Consider the following 17,989-nt stretch of genomic DNA (forward strand, 5'->3'; position numbering starts at 1 on the left):
AAGAGATCGAATCATCATGAATCCATTTGTATTTGCTGCCGCGTTTTCTCTGGTTTCCGCCAGTGTGCCGCTGGCCGGGTTGCTGCCGTACAATACGGCCGTCGAGAAGGCCAAGGCCGAGAATAAGCCGATTGTCGTGTTGTGGGCCGGTACCGGCTGGGATCGCGGGTCCGCCGAGGTGAAGGCGATGTGGGACAAGGTTGCCTCGAAGAGTTCCCAGCCCGTGATCTGGGCGTTGTACGACGAGCGCGACGGTTTGTCGGACGAAGCCCGGAAGAAGGAGGTGAAGCCGCCGTTCGAGTCATGGAATGTTCCGATGGCTCTGGTGGTGACTCCGGATAACCAGAAGCTGATTTGCGTGATCGACCGCGAGCGCGTGAAGGAGGCTTCCAAGGTGGCTGCTGTGCTGCCGAAGATGCTCGCCGCTTACGATAAGCTGGTGAAGGCGGACGAGGAAGCCAAGGGGAAGAGCGGCAAGGAAGCGGCGGCGGTGTACGGCAAGGCGCTCGACGGTCTGCCTTATCAGGCTGCGCGTACGCATAAGGATGTGATCGAGAAGATCAGGAAGGCTGATCCGAAGGATGAATCCGGTTATGTGTTCAAGTATGATTTCCACCACCAGAATGTTTACAAGGAGGTGAATAAGGTGATGGAAGACGGTGGCAAGAAGGGTAAGGATCGCAATTTTGCCGGGGCGGAGCAGTGGCTGCGCAACAGGCTGGCATCTCCGGTGCTCGACAAGGAGCAGAAGCAGATGCTGAATGTGGCTCTGGCCTATGTAGCCCGTATGGAGTACGATTTCGGGGCGGTGCCGTCTGCGAAGCCGAAGATGATCGAGGCGTTCAAGACGGCAATGGCCATTGATCCGAAGAGTGAATTGGGTAAAGGTTGCAAGAATTATATTGCCTATTTCACAGAACCGGTCGTGCTGAAGAATCTGGATGTCGCGAATGGCGATATGCGCCGCGAATGGACGCCGTGGGTGGCAGATGTGTCTTCGGAGATTAAGAAGCCAGGTACTTATGTGGTCAAATGCGTGAAGAGCGGCGGCGGTTACGAGGTTCGCAATCCCCGCTTGACGTCGAAGGGTAAGACGGTCGCCATGCTCGATGCTTCGCAACGCGACAAGAATCAGAATGAGTTCGAGTTGACTGTGCCCGAGGGCAAGGTGCCGGCGGGGCTGCGGCTTGAGATGGAAGGCAGGGGCTCCGGCCACTGGATGGACGGGTTCGGCCGTTTGGAGATTAAAGCCAAATAAGCGGTGGTTTGTTCCTGCTCGCCGAAGGAGGCTATGGCCGGGTTGCTCCGGGAGACGACGGGAGCCGTCGTTTCTCCGGACGATATCCGGACGATTGCCAGCGGGGCTTCCGGGCGTGCCGTGATGCGCTGGCATGACGGTGCGAGGCCGTATCTGGGGATTTTCTGGACGGCCGACCGCGCGGACAATAATTCCTTTCTCCCGGCGGCGCGGCATTTGCTGGCCTCCGGGGTGCGTGTGCCGCGCGTGCTGGCGGAGAAGTGTTTGGGAGTCGGAGTCGGGGTGTGCCTGGTGGATGATCTGGGGGACGATTCCCTGTTGTCCGCCAAAGAGGCCGATTGGGAAGTGGTGAGGAGCCGCTACCGCGCCGCATTCCGCGAGGTGCTGGCGTTGCATGCTTCCGGTGCTCCTGCTTCGTGGGAGCTGCAGCCTGCGTTCGATGAAGGGCTGTACCTTTGGGAGCAGGGGTATTTCGCCGAGTTTTATCTGGGGCGGCATTTGGGGAGGGATGCGGCGGCGTTTTGCCTGCTTCCGGCGATGAGGGATATGGCCGTGCATCTGGCGGAGTATCCGCGCTGTCCCGTGCATCGGGATTGCCAGTCTCAGAATATTCTGTTCCGCGACGGTTGTGCGTGGCTGATCGATTTTCAGGGGATGAGGCTGGGCCTGCCGGAGTATGATGTCGCCTCGCTGGTGTACGATCCCTATATGGGGCTGGCTGCGGCTCGGCGTGCGGTTCTGTTGCGCGACTGGGAGGATGTTTCCGGTTCGCCGCTCGACCGCGACAGGTTGGCAGGCTGTGCGCTCCAGCGTATTATGCAGGCGATGGGGGCTTTTGCGAATATCGGGCATAATCAGGGCCGGGCGTGGTATCTGGAGCAGATTCCTCCGGCGCTGGAGGCATTGCGGCAGGTGTGTGCGATGGAGGGGGTGTCTCCGTGGGTTCAACGCGTTTTCTCATGTCTGCGAAGCGAAAAGGTTCTGTGAACTGGCTCCGGTGGCTGATTGCGCTGGGTGCCTTGAATGTATCTCTCGGCGTGGCGATGCTGGTCGGAGGGTATGGCGATTCGTGGCTGTACGGTTGCTATAGGTTTTTGGGGAGCTGTTGCGTGTGGGCGGATCGTGCGGATTTGCCCGTGCATTTCCAACATTACGGCAGGCCGGCAGCGGAGGAGGAGATGGAGTGTGCAGTGGTGTGCGAGGTGCCGGGGCGCGTCGATGTGCTGACGTTTGAATCCCGTGAGCTGGAGGATGTTTTTCCTGCTTCGGAGGCGCTGCGCTGGGCGCTGCTGCTGCGCCACCTGCGGCAGGGCGGAGCCGGGTATGCGGCGGTGTCGTCTCCTTTCGATTGGGTGGGTATGCCCGGTGATCTGGAGCGGGCGACGTTGAGGTCGGAGGTGGAGGCGTTTGCCTTTGCCGGGTTCGGTTTGCGCGGGGAGTTGGCTGCCGGAGCCGTTCCGGCGCCGGTGGGGCTGGAGTCTTCCGCTTTGGATGGTGCTCAGGTGAAGGGGGATTGCAGCCGGTTGCCTGCGATGAACAGGTTGCTGCCAACGATGCTGTGCCGTGCCGATTTTCTGTTTCCTGTGCCGTGGGGGGTGGACTGGGTGGCCAATGACGAGAGGTTTTTTACGGAGTCCGGCCGGGAGCGGTCGATGCCGCTGCTGGTGCGGTGGAATGGGCGCGTGTATCCGACTCTTCCTCTGCGGCTGGTTCTGGCTCGCAGCGGTGCGGTTCCGGCGGATGTGCATGCCGAGGTGGGCAAGTGCCTGCGTATCGGCGGTGCGGAGTGGCCGCTGGATGATTGCGGCCGTATTCCGCTTCCGAAGAAGACGGATAGCAGGCATGTTTCTTTGAATGATGTGTTGAAGGTGATGGACGGGAGCGGCGCACAAGGCGCCGGAGTCGTGGTGGTGGAGGAGCGGACGCTGGAGACGCGGGGCCATGCCGCGCTGCTGGCGGATACGCTGTCGGCATTGACGACCGAGCGTCCAATCGTTCGCGAGAGGGTGGAGGGGAAGTTTTTGGGCGTGGAGCTGCGCGAGTGGAATCCCCTGGCCTACTGGGGGTGGGTGCTGCTGTTGCAGGGTGTGTTGATTCTGGTGCTGCCGCGTTGCCGCCGTTCGGTGCAGGTATGGTGCGAGAGGGTGGTTTGGGTGTCCGTGCCGGTGCTGGCGCTTGTGCTGCTGTGGCAGATGGTTTGGCTGCCGTTTTTCGGTCTGGCTGCCGGTGTGGCGTTCGCTTCCGTGATGGGGCGTTGCCTGCGGCCTCGGGAGGCACGGAATCCGGTTTGGAGGTAGGCTTTATCAGTTGAGGTTGCGGAGAGCGGAGCGGATGAGGTGGTCCGTGGTGGCCTGCGGTTCTTCCTTAAGGAGGGTGGCGATGGCCTTGCGGGCATCGACCTGTTTGAATCCGAGGGCGATGAGCGCGAGTTCCGCGTCTCCGGCTGCCTGTGAGGTGGTGCCCTGAGCCTGTGCTTCCCAGGTAGCGGCGAGTCCGACTTTGTCCTTGAGTTCGAGGATGATGCGTTCCGCCGTTTTTTTGCCTACGCCTTTGGCGCTGGCGATGGCGCGGGCGTCGCCGTTGACGACGGCGGCTTTGAAGGAGTCCACGTTCAAGCCCCCGAGGACGCTCATGGCGATGGCGGGTCCGATGCCGGAGACGCGGTCGATGAGGAGGAGGAAGATGTCTTTTTCGGATTCGGTGGCGAATCCGTACAGGGTTTGCGCGTTTTCGCGGATGTGCAGGTGGGTGCGGAGGGTGAGTTCCTGTCCGGGCAGGGGATTGAGTTTGTCGAATGTGGATAGGGGTACCTGGACTTCATAGCCGACGCCGTGCACGTCCAGAATGATGCGCTGGGGGAGAGCTTCGACGACTTTTCCGCGGAGGAATGCGATCATGGAGCGATTCTTCCACCGTTCCCGCGGAAAGGCAAGCGGAGGGCATGACAGTTTGTGTTTTGCGTTTCATTTTAGAGTTGGATTCGATGAATTATCTGCTAGAATCCCGTTGTGAGCGATGTAAATATCGAATGCCGGATGACGAAATGGTTCCTTGTGCGTGCCGTTTTGATGGGAGTGATGTTTTTCGGGTTCGGCGGGTATTTTTTCTATGATGCCGCGATCGGGTATCCGAGGCAGAACGAGGTGTTTTTTACGTATCAGGGGTTCAAGAAGGCCGGAGATGATTTTGAGGGGTACCGTTCGTCTCCCGGTGGCTGGGCCTCGCATGTGCGGGGAGCGGTGCTTTGGAAGGGTGTGGAGTCGGATGGCCGCGTTTCGGTGCCGGATGAGAAGGGCAATGCCTGCCTGTTGCCGGAGGGTGCGGCTGCAGCTCCCGCGTGGCCTGCCGTGCTGGCGAATTATGATGTGATGGTTTCCGGCGGCTGGTCTGCTGCGTGGAATGTCTATTCCGGGGAACACCGTCTGCCGTCGAAGCCGGGAGAGAAGCCGCACGATGCTGCTTCCATCCGCGAGCAGTGGATTGCAGGCGGCGTGTGTATGGTGTTCGGCCTGTTGTGCCTCGGCCTGCTGCTTCGTACGATGGGCCGCCGGATGTCTCTGTCCGGCAATGAGGTGTGTGCCGCCGGAAGGAAGTTCAGCGTGGCGGATATCAGGCTGGTGGATTTGCGCCAATGGAAGTTGAAGGGGCTGGCGAGGTTTACGGTGGAGAAGGACGGCAGGACGGAGCGCGTGCGTGTGGACGGGATGACCTACGGCGGTTTCGATAAGGAGCAGGGAGAGCCTGCCGAGCGTTTCATGCAGGCGGTGCTGGCCCTTTATGGTGGGGATGTGCTGGTGTACGAGGAAGCGGAGCCGGCCGAGAAGAAGGATTCGTAGTTCTGGAATGATGTCGGGCATATTCAAAGAGGTGGTGCGTCGAGCGGTTTCATGGCGTTTCGCCATGATGGCGCTTGTTGTGGCTGCTGCTTTTGAATTCGTGATTCTTGCGGTCGGTCTTGTCGGCCATATCCGGGAGGCGGAAAGTTCGAAGGACCGGGCAGGGGCAGTATCTGCCGTGCTGGTAAAGGATGTGGTGCGCCCGCCCGTGCGCATTGCTTCTCCGGTGGCGGAAAGCAGGCCCGTGCAGCCGGAGGCGGGCCTTTCCGTGACAGGCGGGGCGCAATTGAAACCAAGGAGTCTTGAAGAGATTCTCGGGGATGCTGCAGCAAAGAAGCCCGGCGAGGATGGGTCTGCGACTCCCGTGACCCATGGCGCTGCCGAAGAAGAGGATACAGGTGCGCCCGGAGGGGAGCAGGCGGATGCTTCTTCGGAATCCGTCCGGGAGTTGGTGCGTTTGGTGAAGGAGGCCCGTGTGGCGCATATCGCAGGCGATATGCGCGAGTGTATTCTGAAGCTTGAGGCGGCTTCCGCGATCAATCCCAAGCATCCGGCTGTGCTGTATTTCTTCGGCATGGCCTATGAGACGCTTAAGAATGTGGATAAGGCGCGTGAGTATTACATGGAGGTGTTTCTTCTCCGTGAGAAGGCAGGGCAATTTTTCGATAAGGCGGCTTTTCGCCTGAAGAACGGTTTTGAAACACCGGCTTCCATGCGCGGCAAGATGGCGTTCGGCCCCTGCCAGGTTACCCGGAAGTCGGATGCTGAGGACGGGGAGACGGTGGTTCTTCATTTGCCTGTTCTGCTGGCGCCGGGTGAGGAGATTAATAATCCGAAGGATGTGGATATCAAGGTGCAGTTTTTCTATCTGGTGAATGGGCGGGATATTGCCTTGGCCACCATTGCGAATGCGAGTATCCGTTTCATGAGTGAATCGGCCAATTGGACGGAAGGAGAGGAGATGCTGGAGGTGGTTTACCATTTACCCGTGCTTACCGATGAGGAACTGGCCGCTTACGGTGAATTGACGTATTACGGATATGCCGCCCGCTTGTATTATAAGGGGGAGTTGCTCGATTGTGAAGGCAGTCCTCGCACTCTGGTGCTGGTGGAGCAGAGGCTCAAGAGCGCCAGCCCCAATGCTTCCGAGGTGGGCGATGGAGTTTTCGATATGCCGACCGAAGAGGCCGTTCCGGTATCCGATTATATTGACGAACAAGCGACTGAATGATGTTTTCCTCTCTCCCCGTTCAACTTGGTGCTTATACATTGACTTCCGTTCTTTCCGAAGACGAGAGGACCGTGTCGTTTCACGCCGTGCAGACGACGATGGAGCGTGATGTGGTGGTGACGGTGCTGCGCCCCGAGTTTTCGTCGGGTGAGGGGTTGACGGATTTCGTGTCACTTGTCCGCGCGAAGGCCTCTATCCAGTACCATGCGATGGGGGCCGTGTATGAAGCTTTGAATACGGACGGTTACTGGTATTATACCCGGGAGTTCGTTTCCGGTATCCGGTTGCCGGAGATGTGTGCGGCGGGCAGGACGCTGTCCGTGGCGCAGTGCATTAAGCTGATTCGCGTGGTTGCTGATTCGTGCGATTATTTCGATGTTCACGGAGTGGAGACGATTCCTTTGACTTTGGAGCACTTTACGCTTGGAGAAGGTGATGTGTTCCGTTTCGCCAATCCCGTGAAATGCGGCGTGCGCGATTTGCAGACGAGCGAGTCTACGATGGCCGAGCTGGCTGTGGCGATGGAGCCTTTGCTGCCTGTGAACCAGCCGGGGCAGACGCGCATCCGTACGTTGTGCGAGTGGATGAAGAACGGATACGAAGGGCACATGCTGAAGTTGTACGAGATTCAGGAGACACTGGATACGATTGAGGCGCAGCTCGGTTCGCAGGCATCGGGCCCTGCCGACGCTTCGATTGCGACCCGGTTCGACTGGAGGTTTCTGTGGGCCAATCCACGGCACAGGTGGAAGGTGCTGGCCGGTGGCGGTGTGCTGGCGGCCTTGCTGCTGGTGCTGCCGTTCATGTGCCGGGGGGGGGCTTCATCCGATGCTGCTGCTGCCGTTTTCTCCGGGAAGGAGGAGAGTTTCGTCGTGTGGGATGGGGAGGCTGCCTACCGGGTGCCTTTGCGCGCGGTGAGCATCGGCGATTATGCGATTTTTCTTTCGTCCATCGAGAGGATGACTCCGATGATGCGCCGCAAGATGGAGGAAGGTATTCCAGCCGGAAAGAAGTATGAGCCGGACGATTGGGCGGCGATGTACAAGGCCGCCCGTACGAAGGGTACGTGGGCGGGGATGCCGCTGACGCTCGATTCCCCGGTGGTGAATGTGGATTACTGGGATGCGCTGGCTTATGGACGGTTTACAGGCGGGCTGCTGCCCGATAAGAAGATGTGGGGCGAGATTTCGCAGCGCGCCGAGGCACAGCTTCCTGTGCGCGTGTGGACGGGGTTCAAGGAGCTGGATCCTTCCCGGACGATGGATTTCGACCTGAGCCATGCGATTGATGCCGGGCACGGCGTGTTGCAGTATCTTCCCGAATCCGGCATGCGCAAGAAGGATCTGGGTTTCCGTATCATTTTCCCGAAATAAATCAACTCCAACCATACCAGAATCATGTACCATCGAAAGTATTATCCGCTGTTGGCCGTGTTCGGCCTTGTTTTGCTGCTTTGTTCCCAGGCGTTCGGGCAGATTGTCGTCGAATTGAAGGAGACCCGCCGTGATTTCATGGTGGGCGAGCCGGTTACGCTGAAGCTGACGCTTCACAATAATTCCGACGAGACGATCGCCCTGCGGGATATCGGCGAGATGCCGTGGCTTTTCCTGCGTGTGACGCAGCGCGGCGCCGGTAACCGGACGATTTCGCCGATCGCCCGCGCGAAGTTTCCGCCGATGACGCTGAAGCCGGGGCAGAGCTTGGCGCATACGCTGTCGCTGAAGTCGTTCTACAATTTTGTGGGTGAGGGTTCCTATTCATGTACGGCGACCGTGTGCATGCAGGATGGGAAGACGACGTTTTCCTCGATGCCTGCGCGGTTCGATTTGATCGGAGGCAGCGCATTGTGGAGCCAGCAGGTGCATGTGAAGGGGAAATCCCTGCGTCTTTCTGTGTGCTGTATGCACGTGGGCGGCAAGGCGTTTCTGTTTGGCCAGGTGGTGAACGAGGATACTCGGCTGGTAGTGGCGTCCGTGCCGCTGGGGCAGTTCCTGAATTTTGCCGCTCCCCGCTGTATGATGGATGGAGGCAAGAATGTGCATGTGCTGTTCCAGTCGAATACGTCGTATTTTACCTATGCGGTGTTTTCTCCCGCCGGTACGCGCGTGAGTTCGCAGTTGATGAAGCGGGCCGGCGGCGTGCCGATCGGGCTGGTGGCTACGGGTTCCGGCATTCAGGTGGCGGGCGCCGTGCCGTATGTGCCCGAGAAGGAGGCGGAAGAGGGCAGGAATGCGAATGAGCGTCCGTATTGACCGGACTGTCTGAAATGCGGCTTCAGGGCGTTGTCCGCCGGGTTGATTTCATGAAAAACGCATCCCCGATATGGTTCGGGGATGCGTTTTTGCTGCCGGGTGAAGGGGTGCTTCGCCTCAGGCGTTGTAGAGTTTGGTGTAGTATTCGTCCGCCATGCGGTCGGAGTCGAATTCCGGGCTGATGTCGCGCATGGAGTTGAAGACGACGTCGTACCAGCCTTCCTTGTTGTCGTAGTACAGGGGAAGTACTTTTTCTTCAAGGATGGTGTAGAAGTTGTCGCGGTCGGAGCGGTCGCGCGCTTCTGCGGAGAGGCCGGGCTTGGCTTCGGGGATGATGAAGCAGTTTTCGCCGTCTTTTTCGAATTCGCGGATCCATCCGTCGTTCGTCGAGATGGAGACGGAGCCGTTCATGGCGGCGGACATGCCGGAGGTGCCGGAGGCTTCGCGCGTGACGACGGGGTTGTTGAGCCACATGTCGGAGCCGTTTTTGAGGAGGCGGCTGAGGCCGAGTTCGTAGCCCGTGAGTACGGCGCAGCGGGCATAGCGGCCCGTGAGGCTGTTCAGGCGGTTGAAGATTTCGACGGCCTGGTAGTCCGAGGGGTAGGGTTTGCCGGCCCAGATCATCTGTACGGGGCGGTTGGTGCGTTGGAGCATGCGCTCGAAGCACGTCGGGTTGCCCGTGATGAGGTCGGGGCGCTTGTAGGCGGCGAAGCGGCGCGCCCAGACGATGGTGAGGGTGTCCTGGTCGAAGACGTGGCCCGTTTGTTCGCCGACCATGCGGAAGAGGTCTTTCTTCAGGGAGCGTTTGCGGCGGTCGAATGCGGTTTTGTCGTTGGCTTTGAAGGCTTCGGCTAGTTCGGCATCCTGCCAGTAGGCGCGGTTCTGCGCGTTGGTGATGGAGGTGATGGGGCAGATGCCGGAATAGCTCGACCACATTTGGCGGGCAACTTCGCCGTGGAGTTTGGATACGCCGTTGGCGATGTGCGAGAGGCGCAGGGCGGCGAGGGTGAAGTTGAAGGTGTTGTCGTGCAGGTCGATGGATTTGCGGACCTGTTCCATGGAGAGGCCGTCGAAGAAGGAGAAGGATTCCATCAAATTGACGTCCATTTTTTCGTTGCCCGCTTCTTCCGGCGTGTGGGTGGTGAAGACGAAGCGTTTGCGGACTTCATCGACGTTGCCGCCGTTTTTGGCGAGCATGTGGAAGGCTGCGGCGAGGCCGTGGGCTTCGTTGAGGTGGTAGATGTCCGGTTCGACGCCGAGTTCTTCGAAGAGGCGTGCGCCGCCCTGGCCGAGGAGGACGTATTGGGCGATGCGGGTGAGGCCGTTGGAGTCGTAGAGCCTGCGTGTGATGTTGCGGCTTTGTTCGTCGTTTTCCTCGATGTCCGTGGAGAGGAAGAACATGGGGGCCGTGCCGAATGTTTCGGGGCGCAGGAAGTAGGCTTTGACCCAGACGGGGGCGTTGCAGACGCGGATGAGGAATTTGATGTTGTGGTCCTCAAGGAAGTTGTAGTTTTTCTTGAGGTATTGGACGGCCATGGAGCCGTCTTCGGCGCGCGTCTGGTTGTAGTAGCCGTAGGTCCAGAGGATGCCGATGCCGACGAGGTTCTGCCGGAGGGCTCCTGCGCTGCGCATGTGCGAGCCGGAGAGGTAGCCGAGGCCGCCGGAGTAGATTTTGAAGGAGTTGTCGATGGCGTATTCCATCGAGAAGTAGGCAACGCTTTTGCCGTACTTGGGATCTATCTCGTATGGATGCTCGAACAGTGTGGGAAGAAAAGACTGTGCCATATGGAATCTATTGTTAATCATTCGCCGCCGGATGCAATCAAGAGTCCGGCAACGAATCAATGTGACGATAGCACGATCTGACGGGAAAGGAAAGGGGAATTTTGTGAAGATGACGCGCTTCTCCCGAAAGGCGTTTGTGAATAAACAGTTAGCGGGTGACGCTGGCAGCCCTGCCCGTGTCTCCGTATGCGGAGACGGCACGCACGGCGAGAGAGTCCGCCTTGCCGACGAAGGATTTCGGCAGGGTGACGTAGGTTTGGCCTGCGGGGAGGATGCAGAGGGTGGCCCAGCGGCTGCCGTAGCGTGCCTGTACGACCCATTTGCGCGCCTTGCGGTCGGCTGCAGACCATTTCATGGCGACGTAGTTCCCCTGGTCGCCCGCCGCGAGGGAGGGTTTGCCCGGTATGTCGCGGCCGCTCCACGGCATGGAGGGGGGGACGGCGGCAGAGGTGTAGCGCTGGGCGAGTACTTTGGTGATGCCGCCGCGGTCGCTGCCGATGGAGTTCCAGCTCCAGAAGAGTTCCCCGGCAGAGGAGCGGGCAAGGGAGCGGGCGTAGTCGATCTGTTTGCCGATTTCGGAGGCCGTGCGCGTTTTGTCTTCGGGGCTTTTGATGCGTGCGGAGGCGATGCCCGGCCAGACGGGGCGAGAGGGGTTGATGGAGCTCCACCACTGCATGAGGGCGGGGAAGCTGTGTTCCGCCTGGTCGCAGCGCCAGTAGAGTTGCGGGGCGAGGTAGTCCACCCAGCCTTTGGCGAGCCATTTGCGGGCGTCGCAGGCGAGGTGTTCGTAGGCGTTGACTCCGGCGGTGATGCCGCCGGGATAGCCGGGCTGCCAGATGCCGAAGGGGCTGATGCCGACACGTACCCAGGGTTTTTCATCCTTGATGTCGCTGTAGAGCTGGGAGACGAAGCTGTCGATGGCGGCGCGGCGCTGGGAGGGAGTTTTGCCGTCTGCGATGTTGTTGTGCGGCGGGTAGGGGTAGAAGTAGTCGTCGAGGTGGACTCCGTCGATGTCGTAGCGTTTGACGACGTCCATGATGACTTTGAGGACGTGGTCCTGCCCGGCGGAGCTGGAGGGGTTGATGACGAGGGTGCTGCCTGCCTTTTTCATCAGGTCGGGCCTTTGCAGGGAGATGTGCCCCCGGCCGACGGAGTGGGAGATGTTGGCCTTGGCGCGGAAGGGGTTGAACCATGCGTGGAGTTCGAGGCCGCGTTTGTGGGCTTCGGCGACGGCGAAGGCGAGGGGGTCGTAGCCGGGGTTGGCGCCGGGGCCGCTGAGCCACTGGCTCCACGGTTCCAGAGAGGATTTGTAGATGGCGTCGCTGTTCGGGCGGACTTGCAGGATGATGGCGTTGAGGCGCAGGCGGGCGGCGGTGTTGAGGATGCCGATGAGTTCTGCCTGTTGCGAGGCTGCGGACATGCCGGCCTTGGAGGGCCAGTCGAGGTTGTAGACGGTGGCTACCCATGCGGCGCGGAATTCGCGGGAGGGTTCCGGCACGTTTTCGTCGGAAGGCTGCCATGCCTGGGCGAGGGCCGTTCCCAGCGCGGCAGCGGTGGAGAGGGTGCGGGTGATGGTGTGCAGGAGGCGGCGCAGCGTGGTCATGAGCGGGTCGTATCGTAATAGACGGGTTGCATTTCCGTATGCCATGCGACGTACATCCATCCGGCCAGAGCCAGCAGGATGAGGATGGTGACGGCAAGGAACGTTTTCATATCGGAAATCGCGGTGAGCTTAACGCGCCGTTCTCTTTCTTGCAAGTCCTTATTGAGGCACCGGATGTTGTTCGCGGATGGGAGGCGGCGCGGTGTTTGCTAGCGGATGGGGATGGTGAAGTCCATGGTGTCCTTGCCGCCGATGCCGGGGAGGTTTTCCGTTCGGCGAATGGTCATGGTTCCTGCCTTCCAGTCCCAGCTAATCAGGCTCCATTGGATGTCATATTCGCCGGGCGTCTGGAAGATGCAGGCGGGGGTGTTCGGTTCGTGGTTCCAGAGGCCGCCGATTTTGTAAAGCAGGAGGCGGGAGATGTGGCCGTCCGGATGGTCGATGATGATGAAGTGGTTTTCCTGCGGCAGGGGGATGAGTTCCATGTATCTGTCGTTTTGGAGGAGTTCGACGGTTTCTCCGGCTTTCGGCGTGTACATGGCGACGGCTTTTTCGTCCTGCAGGATGAGGGTGATGCCGTAACCGGGGCGGATGATTTCCAGCAGCCGGATGTCTCCATCCCTCGGCAAGGCTCGGGCTTCGGGATGTTTGTCTGCGTATTCCTTGCGCAGCGAGGCGGCGATATCCGGTTCCGGTGCGGGGGTGGCTGCGGGTTGGAGTTTGTCGAGGATTTCATCGACGTCGCGCGGGTCCATGTCGCTGATGCCGTCGGCCATGGTTTGGAGCTGGTCGGGTGTCAGCCGGCATGCGTAGCTCGTGTTTTCCGGGGTGTTGACGGTGAGTTTGCGTTTGTCGCTGCGCTGGTACCATTTGCGTGAGAAGGTGATGGGGAGGCCGTCGATGTGAATGGTGGTTGTGATGTAGAGCAGGTCGCAGGTGCAGGGTTTGCCGTCCTGTTCAAGGGTTTTGGCTTCCGGTTCGATGGTTTCGACGGTGATGGTGGCGGGGATGTTTTGTGTATCGCGTTGGGAGCCTTTGGCCACCGGTCGTTCGAGGTAGGCAGAGATTTTGGCTGATGCGAGCGTGGGAAGGTAGTCCGGTTCTTCCTGTGCCTGAAGCGGAAGGAAGAAGGCACAGATCGCGGCAAGCGGGAGGAATGTGTTCATGGATAAACTGCGACGAGTGTATGGCTTTTTCTGCTGGTATTCAAGCCTCATGTTGCGCAGTCTTTTTGAAGAGAGGAAGGATTTGTCAGTTGATGGGTTTGTTGATATGTGATGATTTATCCATCATACGAGTATCGGTTTGTCGTTTCAAATAGGAAACGGTTTGCCGGAGGTCCATGCTGAGGGATTTTGTTGTTGTGGTGCATTTTTGTGATTGCGTCCGATTCGGTGCGGATGTATTTTGATGATATGTTAAACTATTCCATGAAATCATTGTTCTTTTTCAGTACGTTGGTGCTCGGTGTTTTGCCGGGATCTGTTTCCGGAGAATCTGCCCGGGTGGAGGCTAAACCTGTGGCTGCAGTGGACGCGGCTGCCATGGCGATGACGTTGGTGCCGTTTCTATCGGTGGATGTGCCTGACCGCGGCGTGTATGGGCAGGTTCGGCAAGTGCTGCTTTGTACGACAGACAATCATGAAGGTCAGCCGATGGTGTTTGTTGTCGGTATGGCGCAATATCGGGGCGGTTCAGTGAGGCCGTTTGTGCTGCAGTCGTTTCCGGCTTATCCGGATTCGTGCAGGATGGAGCTGGCCGATGTGGATGGGGACGGAGAGCAGGAAGTTCTGATAGCCTCGGAGACTGGAGCAAGTAGTTACTGGCTGCGTGTTTATGCCTTGAATTCTTCCAGTCGGCATGTCTCATCGGCTGATCGGATGCTGGGTGAGTTGTTGTGTGTTCCCGGTGCGGAATATTCGTTGGAATCGAACGGGGTGCTGCGGGTGGTTGCACGGGGAGGGGAGAATCCCCAGCCCGGAACAGGAGACGGGTATCTGCCAGATATTACAACGCGATACAGGTTTGAGGTGAAGGACGGGAAGAAGACGGCGGTTCCCATTTCTGGTGATGTTCCGCCAGCGGAAAAGGATGAGGTGCGGGATTCTGCTTCCTGATGGTTGCTGTTGTTTGCCCGGTTGAATTGTGTGCGTATGTGTGGTTTTGGGAGGGGGCGTTCCAAGCGGGAGATCGAGAGGTCTTCCGCTGGCGGTCGGAGGCGGCCGTTCGCTGAGTTGATCAGGGCGGTGAAGTGGCTTGGTGTTGCCGTTTTCTTCGGTTTTTTTTGCAGGGCAATATGGTGGCTCTGGGAGTTTTTACCGGGGGCTGCAGGTTATGTGCTTTTCGCAGGGCCGATGGTTGTGTTGGGTGGTGTTTGCCTGGTAGCTTTGGGAGTTGCGGCTGCCAGTGTGTCTGACTGGTGGCGTTCCGGCCGGACGAAGGATGTGTGATGTCGACCGGTGGGAGGAAGGGGAATTCAGGGCAATAAAAAACGGCTTGCTGTTCTGCAAACCGTTTCAAAATTGAGAGGAAAGTGGCGAAGCGGACGGGGCTCGAACCCGCGACCTCCAGCGTGACAGGCTGGCGCTCTAACCGAACTGAGCTACCGCTCCACATTCCGTTGTTTCTTTGTACCTTGCGCTGTGAGGCGTTCGGTGCGCAGAGATTACACGAAAGCGATACGTTTAGCAAGAAAAAAATTGAAGTTTTCTTTCATTTTTTTGTATCGCTTTCGTGCGTCTCTGATTATCAGGCATTCATCGCCTTGAGTTGCTCGACGGCGGCAAGGAGGCTCGGTACGTCTTCGATGGAGATGACGGTGGCGTCTTTGCAGATGCGGCCCATCATGCCGGCGAGGGTTTTGCCCGGGCCGAGTTCGATGAAGAGGCGTTCGCCTTTGTCCGTGAGGTCTTGCATGGATTCCGTCCAGCGGACGGAGCCGCATACCTGTGCGCCGAGGACGCGGCGGATGTCGTCGGCATCCGTGACGGGACGGGCTTCGTAGTTGCAGTAGACGGGGGTTTCGGAGAGGTTGATGTTGAGTTCGGCGAGTTCGGGGACGAGTTTTTCCTGAGCGCTTTTCATCAGGCGGGAGTGGTAGGCTCCGGCGACGTTGAGTTTTTTGGCGATTTTGATTCCGGCTGCCTTGGCTCCGGCGATGGCCTGGTCGATGCCGGCTTCTTCTCCGGAGAGGACAGTCTGGCCGGGGCAGTTGTAGTTGGCTACGTCGATGCCGCAGTCTTTGGCAAGCTGGGCGGCGGCTTCATCGCTGCCGCCGATCATGGCGGCCATGGTGCCTTTGGTGGCATTGCAGGCTTCTTCCATGTAGGCGCCGCGTTTTTGGACGATGCGGAGGCCGTCCGCAAAGCTGAAGGTGCCGACGGATGCGTGGGCGGTGAATTCTCCGAGGGAGAGTCCGGCAGCGGCGACGGGTTCGATGTCGACCATTTCCTTGAGGACGGCGAGGCAGGCGAGGCCGTGTACGTAGAGGGCGGGCTGGCAGTAGCAGGTGCGGGTCAGCTCGGCGTCGGGGCCTTCGAACATGATGTCGGAGAGGGAGAAGCCGAGGGCTTCGTCGGCCTGTTCGATGAGGGCGCGGGCGGTCGCATACTGGTCGTAGAGGTCTTTGCCCATGCCCACTTTCTGGGCGCCTTGTCCTGAGAATAAGAGTACTGCTTTCATGTGTTGAAGAGTTGGGGAATTCTAGCAGAGTTGCAGCGTGCAATCAAGGCTAATCCGGCTCCGGGGTGCGGGGCTGGCGATGTCAGGGTTTCCAGGGCAGCCGTTTGCGGACGATGCGTTCGAGGGTGCGGCGGTCGTTTTCGTCGGCGCATTGGAGGTTGCCCGTGGGTTCGATGTCGGAGATTCTGATGCTGTGAAGTTGGCGGCCTTGTGGATCGTAGAGGTTGAGTTTCCACATGGTGTCTGTGCGGTAGTCCGCGTTTTGCGGTTGCCTCGGCTGCATCCGGCTCAGGATGTTTTTGATGGTTTGCGTGTCTTCATGGGAGAAGGTTGCTTCTCCATGGCCTTCCCGGCCTTCCATTCTGAAGTTCGGGATGATGTGGGCGGTGGTGATGGTTGATGTGGATGCAAGCGCGGTGCGGAGTCGGTCGATGGGCGCGGTGTCCTGTTTGAGTGAGAAGGTGAGGTTGCGGACGGCGTAGGGATCGATGCCGCCCCATGCGATGTATGGTTTGATGTAGCCTTTGCCGGGTGAGGTGAAGACGAGTTCATAGGTGGCGGGGCCAGGCATGTCGAGCATGTTGTTGCGGTAGCCGGAGGTGATTTCCGCCGTGTTGGCTCCCGTTTTGCAGTAGGTGGTTTCGGAAGAGATCGGTCCCGAGTCGTTCGGGTGTTTGTTGTTCGGGTCGGTGATGGCGTAACGGATGGAGTCCATGTGGCCATACGGGAACGATTCTTCGGTTTTTGTGCCGGGTTTGCCCGTTTTCTGCCAAGGGGCGTGAGGTTTGATGCGTTTGAGGTCTCGATCGAAGTAGTTCCAGTAGGTGTCGGAGTTTTCGTTGCGCCTCCGGATGGTTTCTTCGCGGGAGTGGTCGATGGTGACGGTTTTTCCGGTGATGTCGTCGGGGGCGAATCCGGGTTTTGCCGAGGCGGCAGGAGGAGGGGAGACGGTGCGGGTGATGGTGTAGAGGGGAGCGGGGCCGGTGCAGGAGGCGAGGCCCAGCAGGGCGAGGAGGAGCGGTATGTGTTTCATGGGATGGTTGATGGCCTGTATGGTTGCGCGGAAGGGTGAGTGTTTATGCGCCGATGGATTGCAGGTATTGGCGTTCGGCGGGAGCTGTGTAGTGGATTTTGTCGATGATGAGGCGGTTTTCCTGATAGTGGCCGTCGAAGCGGATGTGGAGGATGTGCGTGTTGCCGTGTGGGGGCTGGCGTTCGAGTTCGCGTTGAAGGTGGGGCGGGAGGGGCGAGGTCAGGATGATGTGCTGGCCGGGATAGCTGTGTTGCCGGGGTTGTTCGTCTTGCGAGAGTGTGACGTGCCGGAGGTCCAGCATGTGGTTTTTTTCGTCGTAGGAGAGGTGTCCGGCTGCGGTGAAGGGTTGCAGGTGCATGGCTTCTTCGGTGGTGTATTTGATGCGGTCGTATAGTTTGCCGATGATGCTGTGGAAGGTGCGTTCGTCGTCCGTATCGGCAAATTGGAGGGAGCCATGGGAGCCCAGGGAGGTGGAGGGCAGGATGTAGAGAGGTTCTCCTTTTTTGTTCGTCAGGGTGAGGTTCCAGAGGCGGTCGGTTCCGAATGTTTCGCTGGAGGCCGGGCGGTATTTCATGCGGGAGAGGATGGTTTTGACGGTTTGCGCCTGTTGTTCCGGCAGGGCGCGGCGGTTGTCTTTCGTGTGGGAATACGGGATGTCGGTTTCGAGGGTGAGGGCGGTCGTTTTTTTGATGAGGGTGCGCAGCCGCTGAGTCGGGTCGGTGGAGGTGTCGAGTGAGAAGGTGAGGTTGCGGATGGCGTAGGGAGCGATGCCGCCCCAGGCGACGTACGGTTTGATGTAGCCCCGGTTCGGTGAGGTGAAGACGAGTTCGTAGGTGATGGGGCCGCCCTGGTCGATCGTATGGCTCTCGATGTATTCGGTGGTGATTTTGGCTGTGTTTTCCCCGGTTTTCGTGTAGGTGGTTGAGGATTTGTCCATCACCGGAATGTCCCATGCAAAGTGGGGTGGATCATTGAGTACCCGTTCGATTGTGCATTGGGAGCCGTTGTCGAATTCCATGATTGTGAGCGGGGAGTATGTTTCCAGCTTACGCCATTTCGCGTTCGGTTTGACTTGCGTCCAGTCGTCATTGAAATTTTTTTGGATTTCTTCATATAGGGGGGAGGCGATGATTTCGCCTTTTGTTTCGTCGATGACGAGTTGCATGCCGGTGATGTCGTGCGGAGCGAATCCGGCTTTTTCCGAGATGGAAGGAGGCGGGGAGACGGTGCGTGTGATGGTGTAGAGGGGAGCGGGGCCGGTACAGGAGGCGAGACCCAGCAGGGCGAGGAGGGTGATGGCAGTTTTCATG

The 17,989-nt window shown here is 59.1% G+C and carries 15 protein-coding genes and 1 tRNA gene; 8 read left to right on the forward strand and 8 right to left on the reverse strand.

Features of this window, described 5'->3' with window-relative positions:
- Positions 1 to 16: 16 nt before the first annotated feature.
- The 3 genes from PYTT_RS09255 to PYTT_RS09265 are packed head-to-tail and all read left to right on the forward strand — an operon-like array spanning position 17 to position 3,555.
- Complete coding sequence (locus tag PYTT_RS09255; protein WP_067777839.1) at positions 17 to 1,258, forward strand: hypothetical protein; 1,242 nt, start codon at positions 17 to 19, stop codon at positions 1,256 to 1,258.
- Between the two features lie 33 nt (positions 1,259 to 1,291).
- Complete coding sequence (locus PYTT_RS09260; RefSeq protein WP_067777840.1) at positions 1,292 to 2,245, forward strand: phosphotransferase; 954 nt, start codon at positions 1,292 to 1,294, stop codon at positions 2,243 to 2,245.
- Positions 2,218 to 3,555: a hypothetical protein gene (locus PYTT_RS09265; RefSeq protein WP_141675918.1), complete on the forward strand. Its 1,338-nt coding sequence runs from the start codon at positions 2,218 to 2,220 to the stop codon at positions 3,553 to 3,555. The genes PYTT_RS09260 and PYTT_RS09265 overlap by 28 nt, the downstream gene beginning before the upstream one ends.
- Before the next feature lie 6 nt (positions 3,556 to 3,561).
- Here PYTT_RS09265 and ruvA read toward each other — a convergent pair whose 3' ends face one another.
- Positions 3,562 to 4,155: a Holliday junction branch migration protein RuvA gene (ruvA, locus tag PYTT_RS09270; protein ID WP_067777842.1), complete on the reverse strand. Its 594-nt coding sequence runs from the start codon at positions 4,153 to 4,155 to the stop codon at positions 3,562 to 3,564.
- A gap of 111 nt (positions 4,156 to 4,266) precedes the next feature.
- On the opposite strand from ruvA, the gene PYTT_RS09275 reads away from it, so the two are divergent.
- The 4 genes from PYTT_RS09275 to PYTT_RS09290 all read left to right on the forward strand — a co-directional run bounded on the left by PYTT_RS09275 (position 4,267) and on the right by PYTT_RS09290 (position 8,577).
- The gene (locus PYTT_RS09275) at positions 4,267 to 5,094 is read left to right on the forward strand and encodes a hypothetical protein (RefSeq protein ID WP_141675919.1); all 828 of its coding nucleotides are present in this window, start codon (positions 4,267 to 4,269) and stop codon (positions 5,092 to 5,094) included.
- Between the two features lie 64 nt (positions 5,095 to 5,158).
- Positions 5,159 to 6,325, forward strand: coding sequence for a tetratricopeptide repeat protein (locus PYTT_RS09280; RefSeq protein ID WP_067777844.1), 1,167 nt, complete (start codon positions 5,159 to 5,161; stop codon positions 6,323 to 6,325).
- 71 nt (positions 6,326 to 6,396) lie between these two features.
- Positions 6,397 to 7,698, forward strand: coding sequence for a hypothetical protein (locus PYTT_RS09285; RefSeq protein WP_172801801.1), 1,302 nt, complete (start codon positions 6,397 to 6,399; stop codon positions 7,696 to 7,698).
- A gap of 24 nt (positions 7,699 to 7,722) precedes the next feature.
- On the forward strand, positions 7,723 to 8,577 hold the full coding sequence (locus tag PYTT_RS09290) for a hypothetical protein (RefSeq protein ID WP_067777846.1): 855 nt from the start codon (positions 7,723 to 7,725) through the stop codon (positions 8,575 to 8,577).
- Positions 8,578 to 8,694: 117 nt separating this feature from the next.
- Here PYTT_RS09290 and glgP read toward each other — a convergent pair whose 3' ends face one another.
- From glgP to PYTT_RS09305, 3 genes are all read right to left on the reverse strand, one after another.
- Positions 8,695 to 10,362: an alpha-glucan family phosphorylase gene (gene glgP / locus PYTT_RS09295; protein WP_067777847.1), complete on the reverse strand. Its 1,668-nt coding sequence runs from the start codon at positions 10,360 to 10,362 to the stop codon at positions 8,695 to 8,697.
- A 148-nt stretch (positions 10,363 to 10,510) separates the two neighbouring features.
- A complete protein-coding gene (locus tag PYTT_RS09300) occupies positions 10,511 to 11,965 on the reverse strand; it encodes a glycoside hydrolase family 10-like protein (protein WP_083077100.1) in 1,455 nt (484 codons plus the stop codon).
- Between the two features lie 209 nt (positions 11,966 to 12,174).
- Entirely contained in the window at positions 12,175 to 13,131 is a 957-nt protein-coding gene (locus PYTT_RS09305; RefSeq protein ID WP_067777848.1) for a hypothetical protein, read from the reverse strand.
- Positions 13,132 to 13,395: 264 nt separating this feature from the next.
- Here PYTT_RS09305 and PYTT_RS09310 point away from each other — a divergent pair, with 264 nt between their 5' ends.
- Positions 13,396 to 14,082: a hypothetical protein gene (locus tag PYTT_RS09310; RefSeq protein ID WP_141675920.1), complete on the forward strand. Its 687-nt coding sequence runs from the start codon at positions 13,396 to 13,398 to the stop codon at positions 14,080 to 14,082.
- Between the two features lie 417 nt (positions 14,083 to 14,499).
- On the opposite strand, the gene PYTT_RS09320 is transcribed toward PYTT_RS09310, so the two are convergent.
- The 4 genes from PYTT_RS09320 to PYTT_RS09335 form a co-directional block, all read right to left on the reverse strand.
- Positions 14,500 to 14,577: transfer RNA gene (locus PYTT_RS09320), tRNA-Asp, on the reverse strand.
- Positions 14,578 to 14,713: 136 nt separating this feature from the next.
- Entirely contained in the window at positions 14,714 to 15,646 is a 933-nt protein-coding gene (gene fabD / locus PYTT_RS09325; protein WP_067777851.1) for an ACP S-malonyltransferase, read from the reverse strand.
- A gap of 82 nt (positions 15,647 to 15,728) precedes the next feature.
- On the reverse strand, positions 15,729 to 16,679 hold the full coding sequence (locus PYTT_RS09330) for a hypothetical protein (RefSeq protein ID WP_067777852.1): 951 nt from the start codon (positions 16,677 to 16,679) through the stop codon (positions 15,729 to 15,731).
- A gap of 43 nt (positions 16,680 to 16,722) precedes the next feature.
- Entirely contained in the window at positions 16,723 to 17,988 is a 1,266-nt protein-coding gene (locus tag PYTT_RS09335) for a WG repeat-containing protein (protein WP_067777853.1), read from the reverse strand.
- Position 17,989 lies beyond the last annotated feature (1 nt).

The sequence above is a fragment of the Neoakkermansia glycaniphila genome (genome assembly GCF_900097105.1).
Lineage (GTDB): Bacteria > Verrucomicrobiota > Verrucomicrobiia > Verrucomicrobiales > Akkermansiaceae > Akkermansia > Akkermansia glycaniphila.

Bases quoted from the DNA above. Each gene is read 5' to 3' on its own strand.
- PYTT_RS09255 (WP_067777839.1), top strand. From the start codon at position 17: ATGAATCCATTTGTATTTGCTGCCGCGTTTTCTCTGGTTTCCGCCAGT.
- PYTT_RS09260 (WP_067777840.1), top strand. From the start codon at position 1,292: ATGGCCGGGTTGCTCCGGGAGACGACGGGAGCCGTCGTTTCTCCGGAC.
- PYTT_RS09265 (WP_141675918.1), top strand. From the start codon at position 2,218: ATGTCTGCGAAGCGAAAAGGTTCTGTGAACTGGCTCCGGTGGCTGATT.
- ruvA (WP_067777842.1), bottom strand. From the start codon at position 4,155: ATGATCGCATTCCTCCGCGGAAAAGTCGTCGAAGCTCTCCCCCAGCGC.
- PYTT_RS09280 (WP_067777844.1), top strand. From the start codon at position 5,159: ATGATGGCGCTTGTTGTGGCTGCTGCTTTTGAATTCGTGATTCTTGCG.
- PYTT_RS09290 (WP_067777846.1), top strand. From the start codon at position 7,723: ATGTACCATCGAAAGTATTATCCGCTGTTGGCCGTGTTCGGCCTTGTT.
- glgP (WP_067777847.1), bottom strand. From the start codon at position 10,362: ATGGCACAGTCTTTTCTTCCCACACTGTTCGAGCATCCATACGAGATA.
- PYTT_RS09300 (WP_083077100.1), bottom strand. From the start codon at position 11,965: ATGACCACGCTGCGCCGCCTCCTGCACACCATCACCCGCACCCTCTCC.
- PYTT_RS09305 (WP_067777848.1), bottom strand. From the start codon at position 13,131: ATGAACACATTCCTCCCGCTTGCCGCGATCTGTGCCTTCTTCCTTCCG.
- PYTT_RS09310 (WP_141675920.1), top strand. From the start codon at position 13,396: ATGAAATCATTGTTCTTTTTCAGTACGTTGGTGCTCGGTGTTTTGCCG.
- fabD (WP_067777851.1), bottom strand. From the start codon at position 15,646: ATGAAAGCAGTACTCTTATTCTCAGGACAAGGCGCCCAGAAAGTGGGC.
- PYTT_RS09330 (WP_067777852.1), bottom strand. From the start codon at position 16,679: ATGAAACACATACCGCTCCTCCTCGCCCTGCTGGGCCTCGCCTCCTGC.
- PYTT_RS09335 (WP_067777853.1), bottom strand. From the start codon at position 17,988: ATGAAAACTGCCATCACCCTCCTCGCCCTGCTGGGTCTCGCCTCCTGT.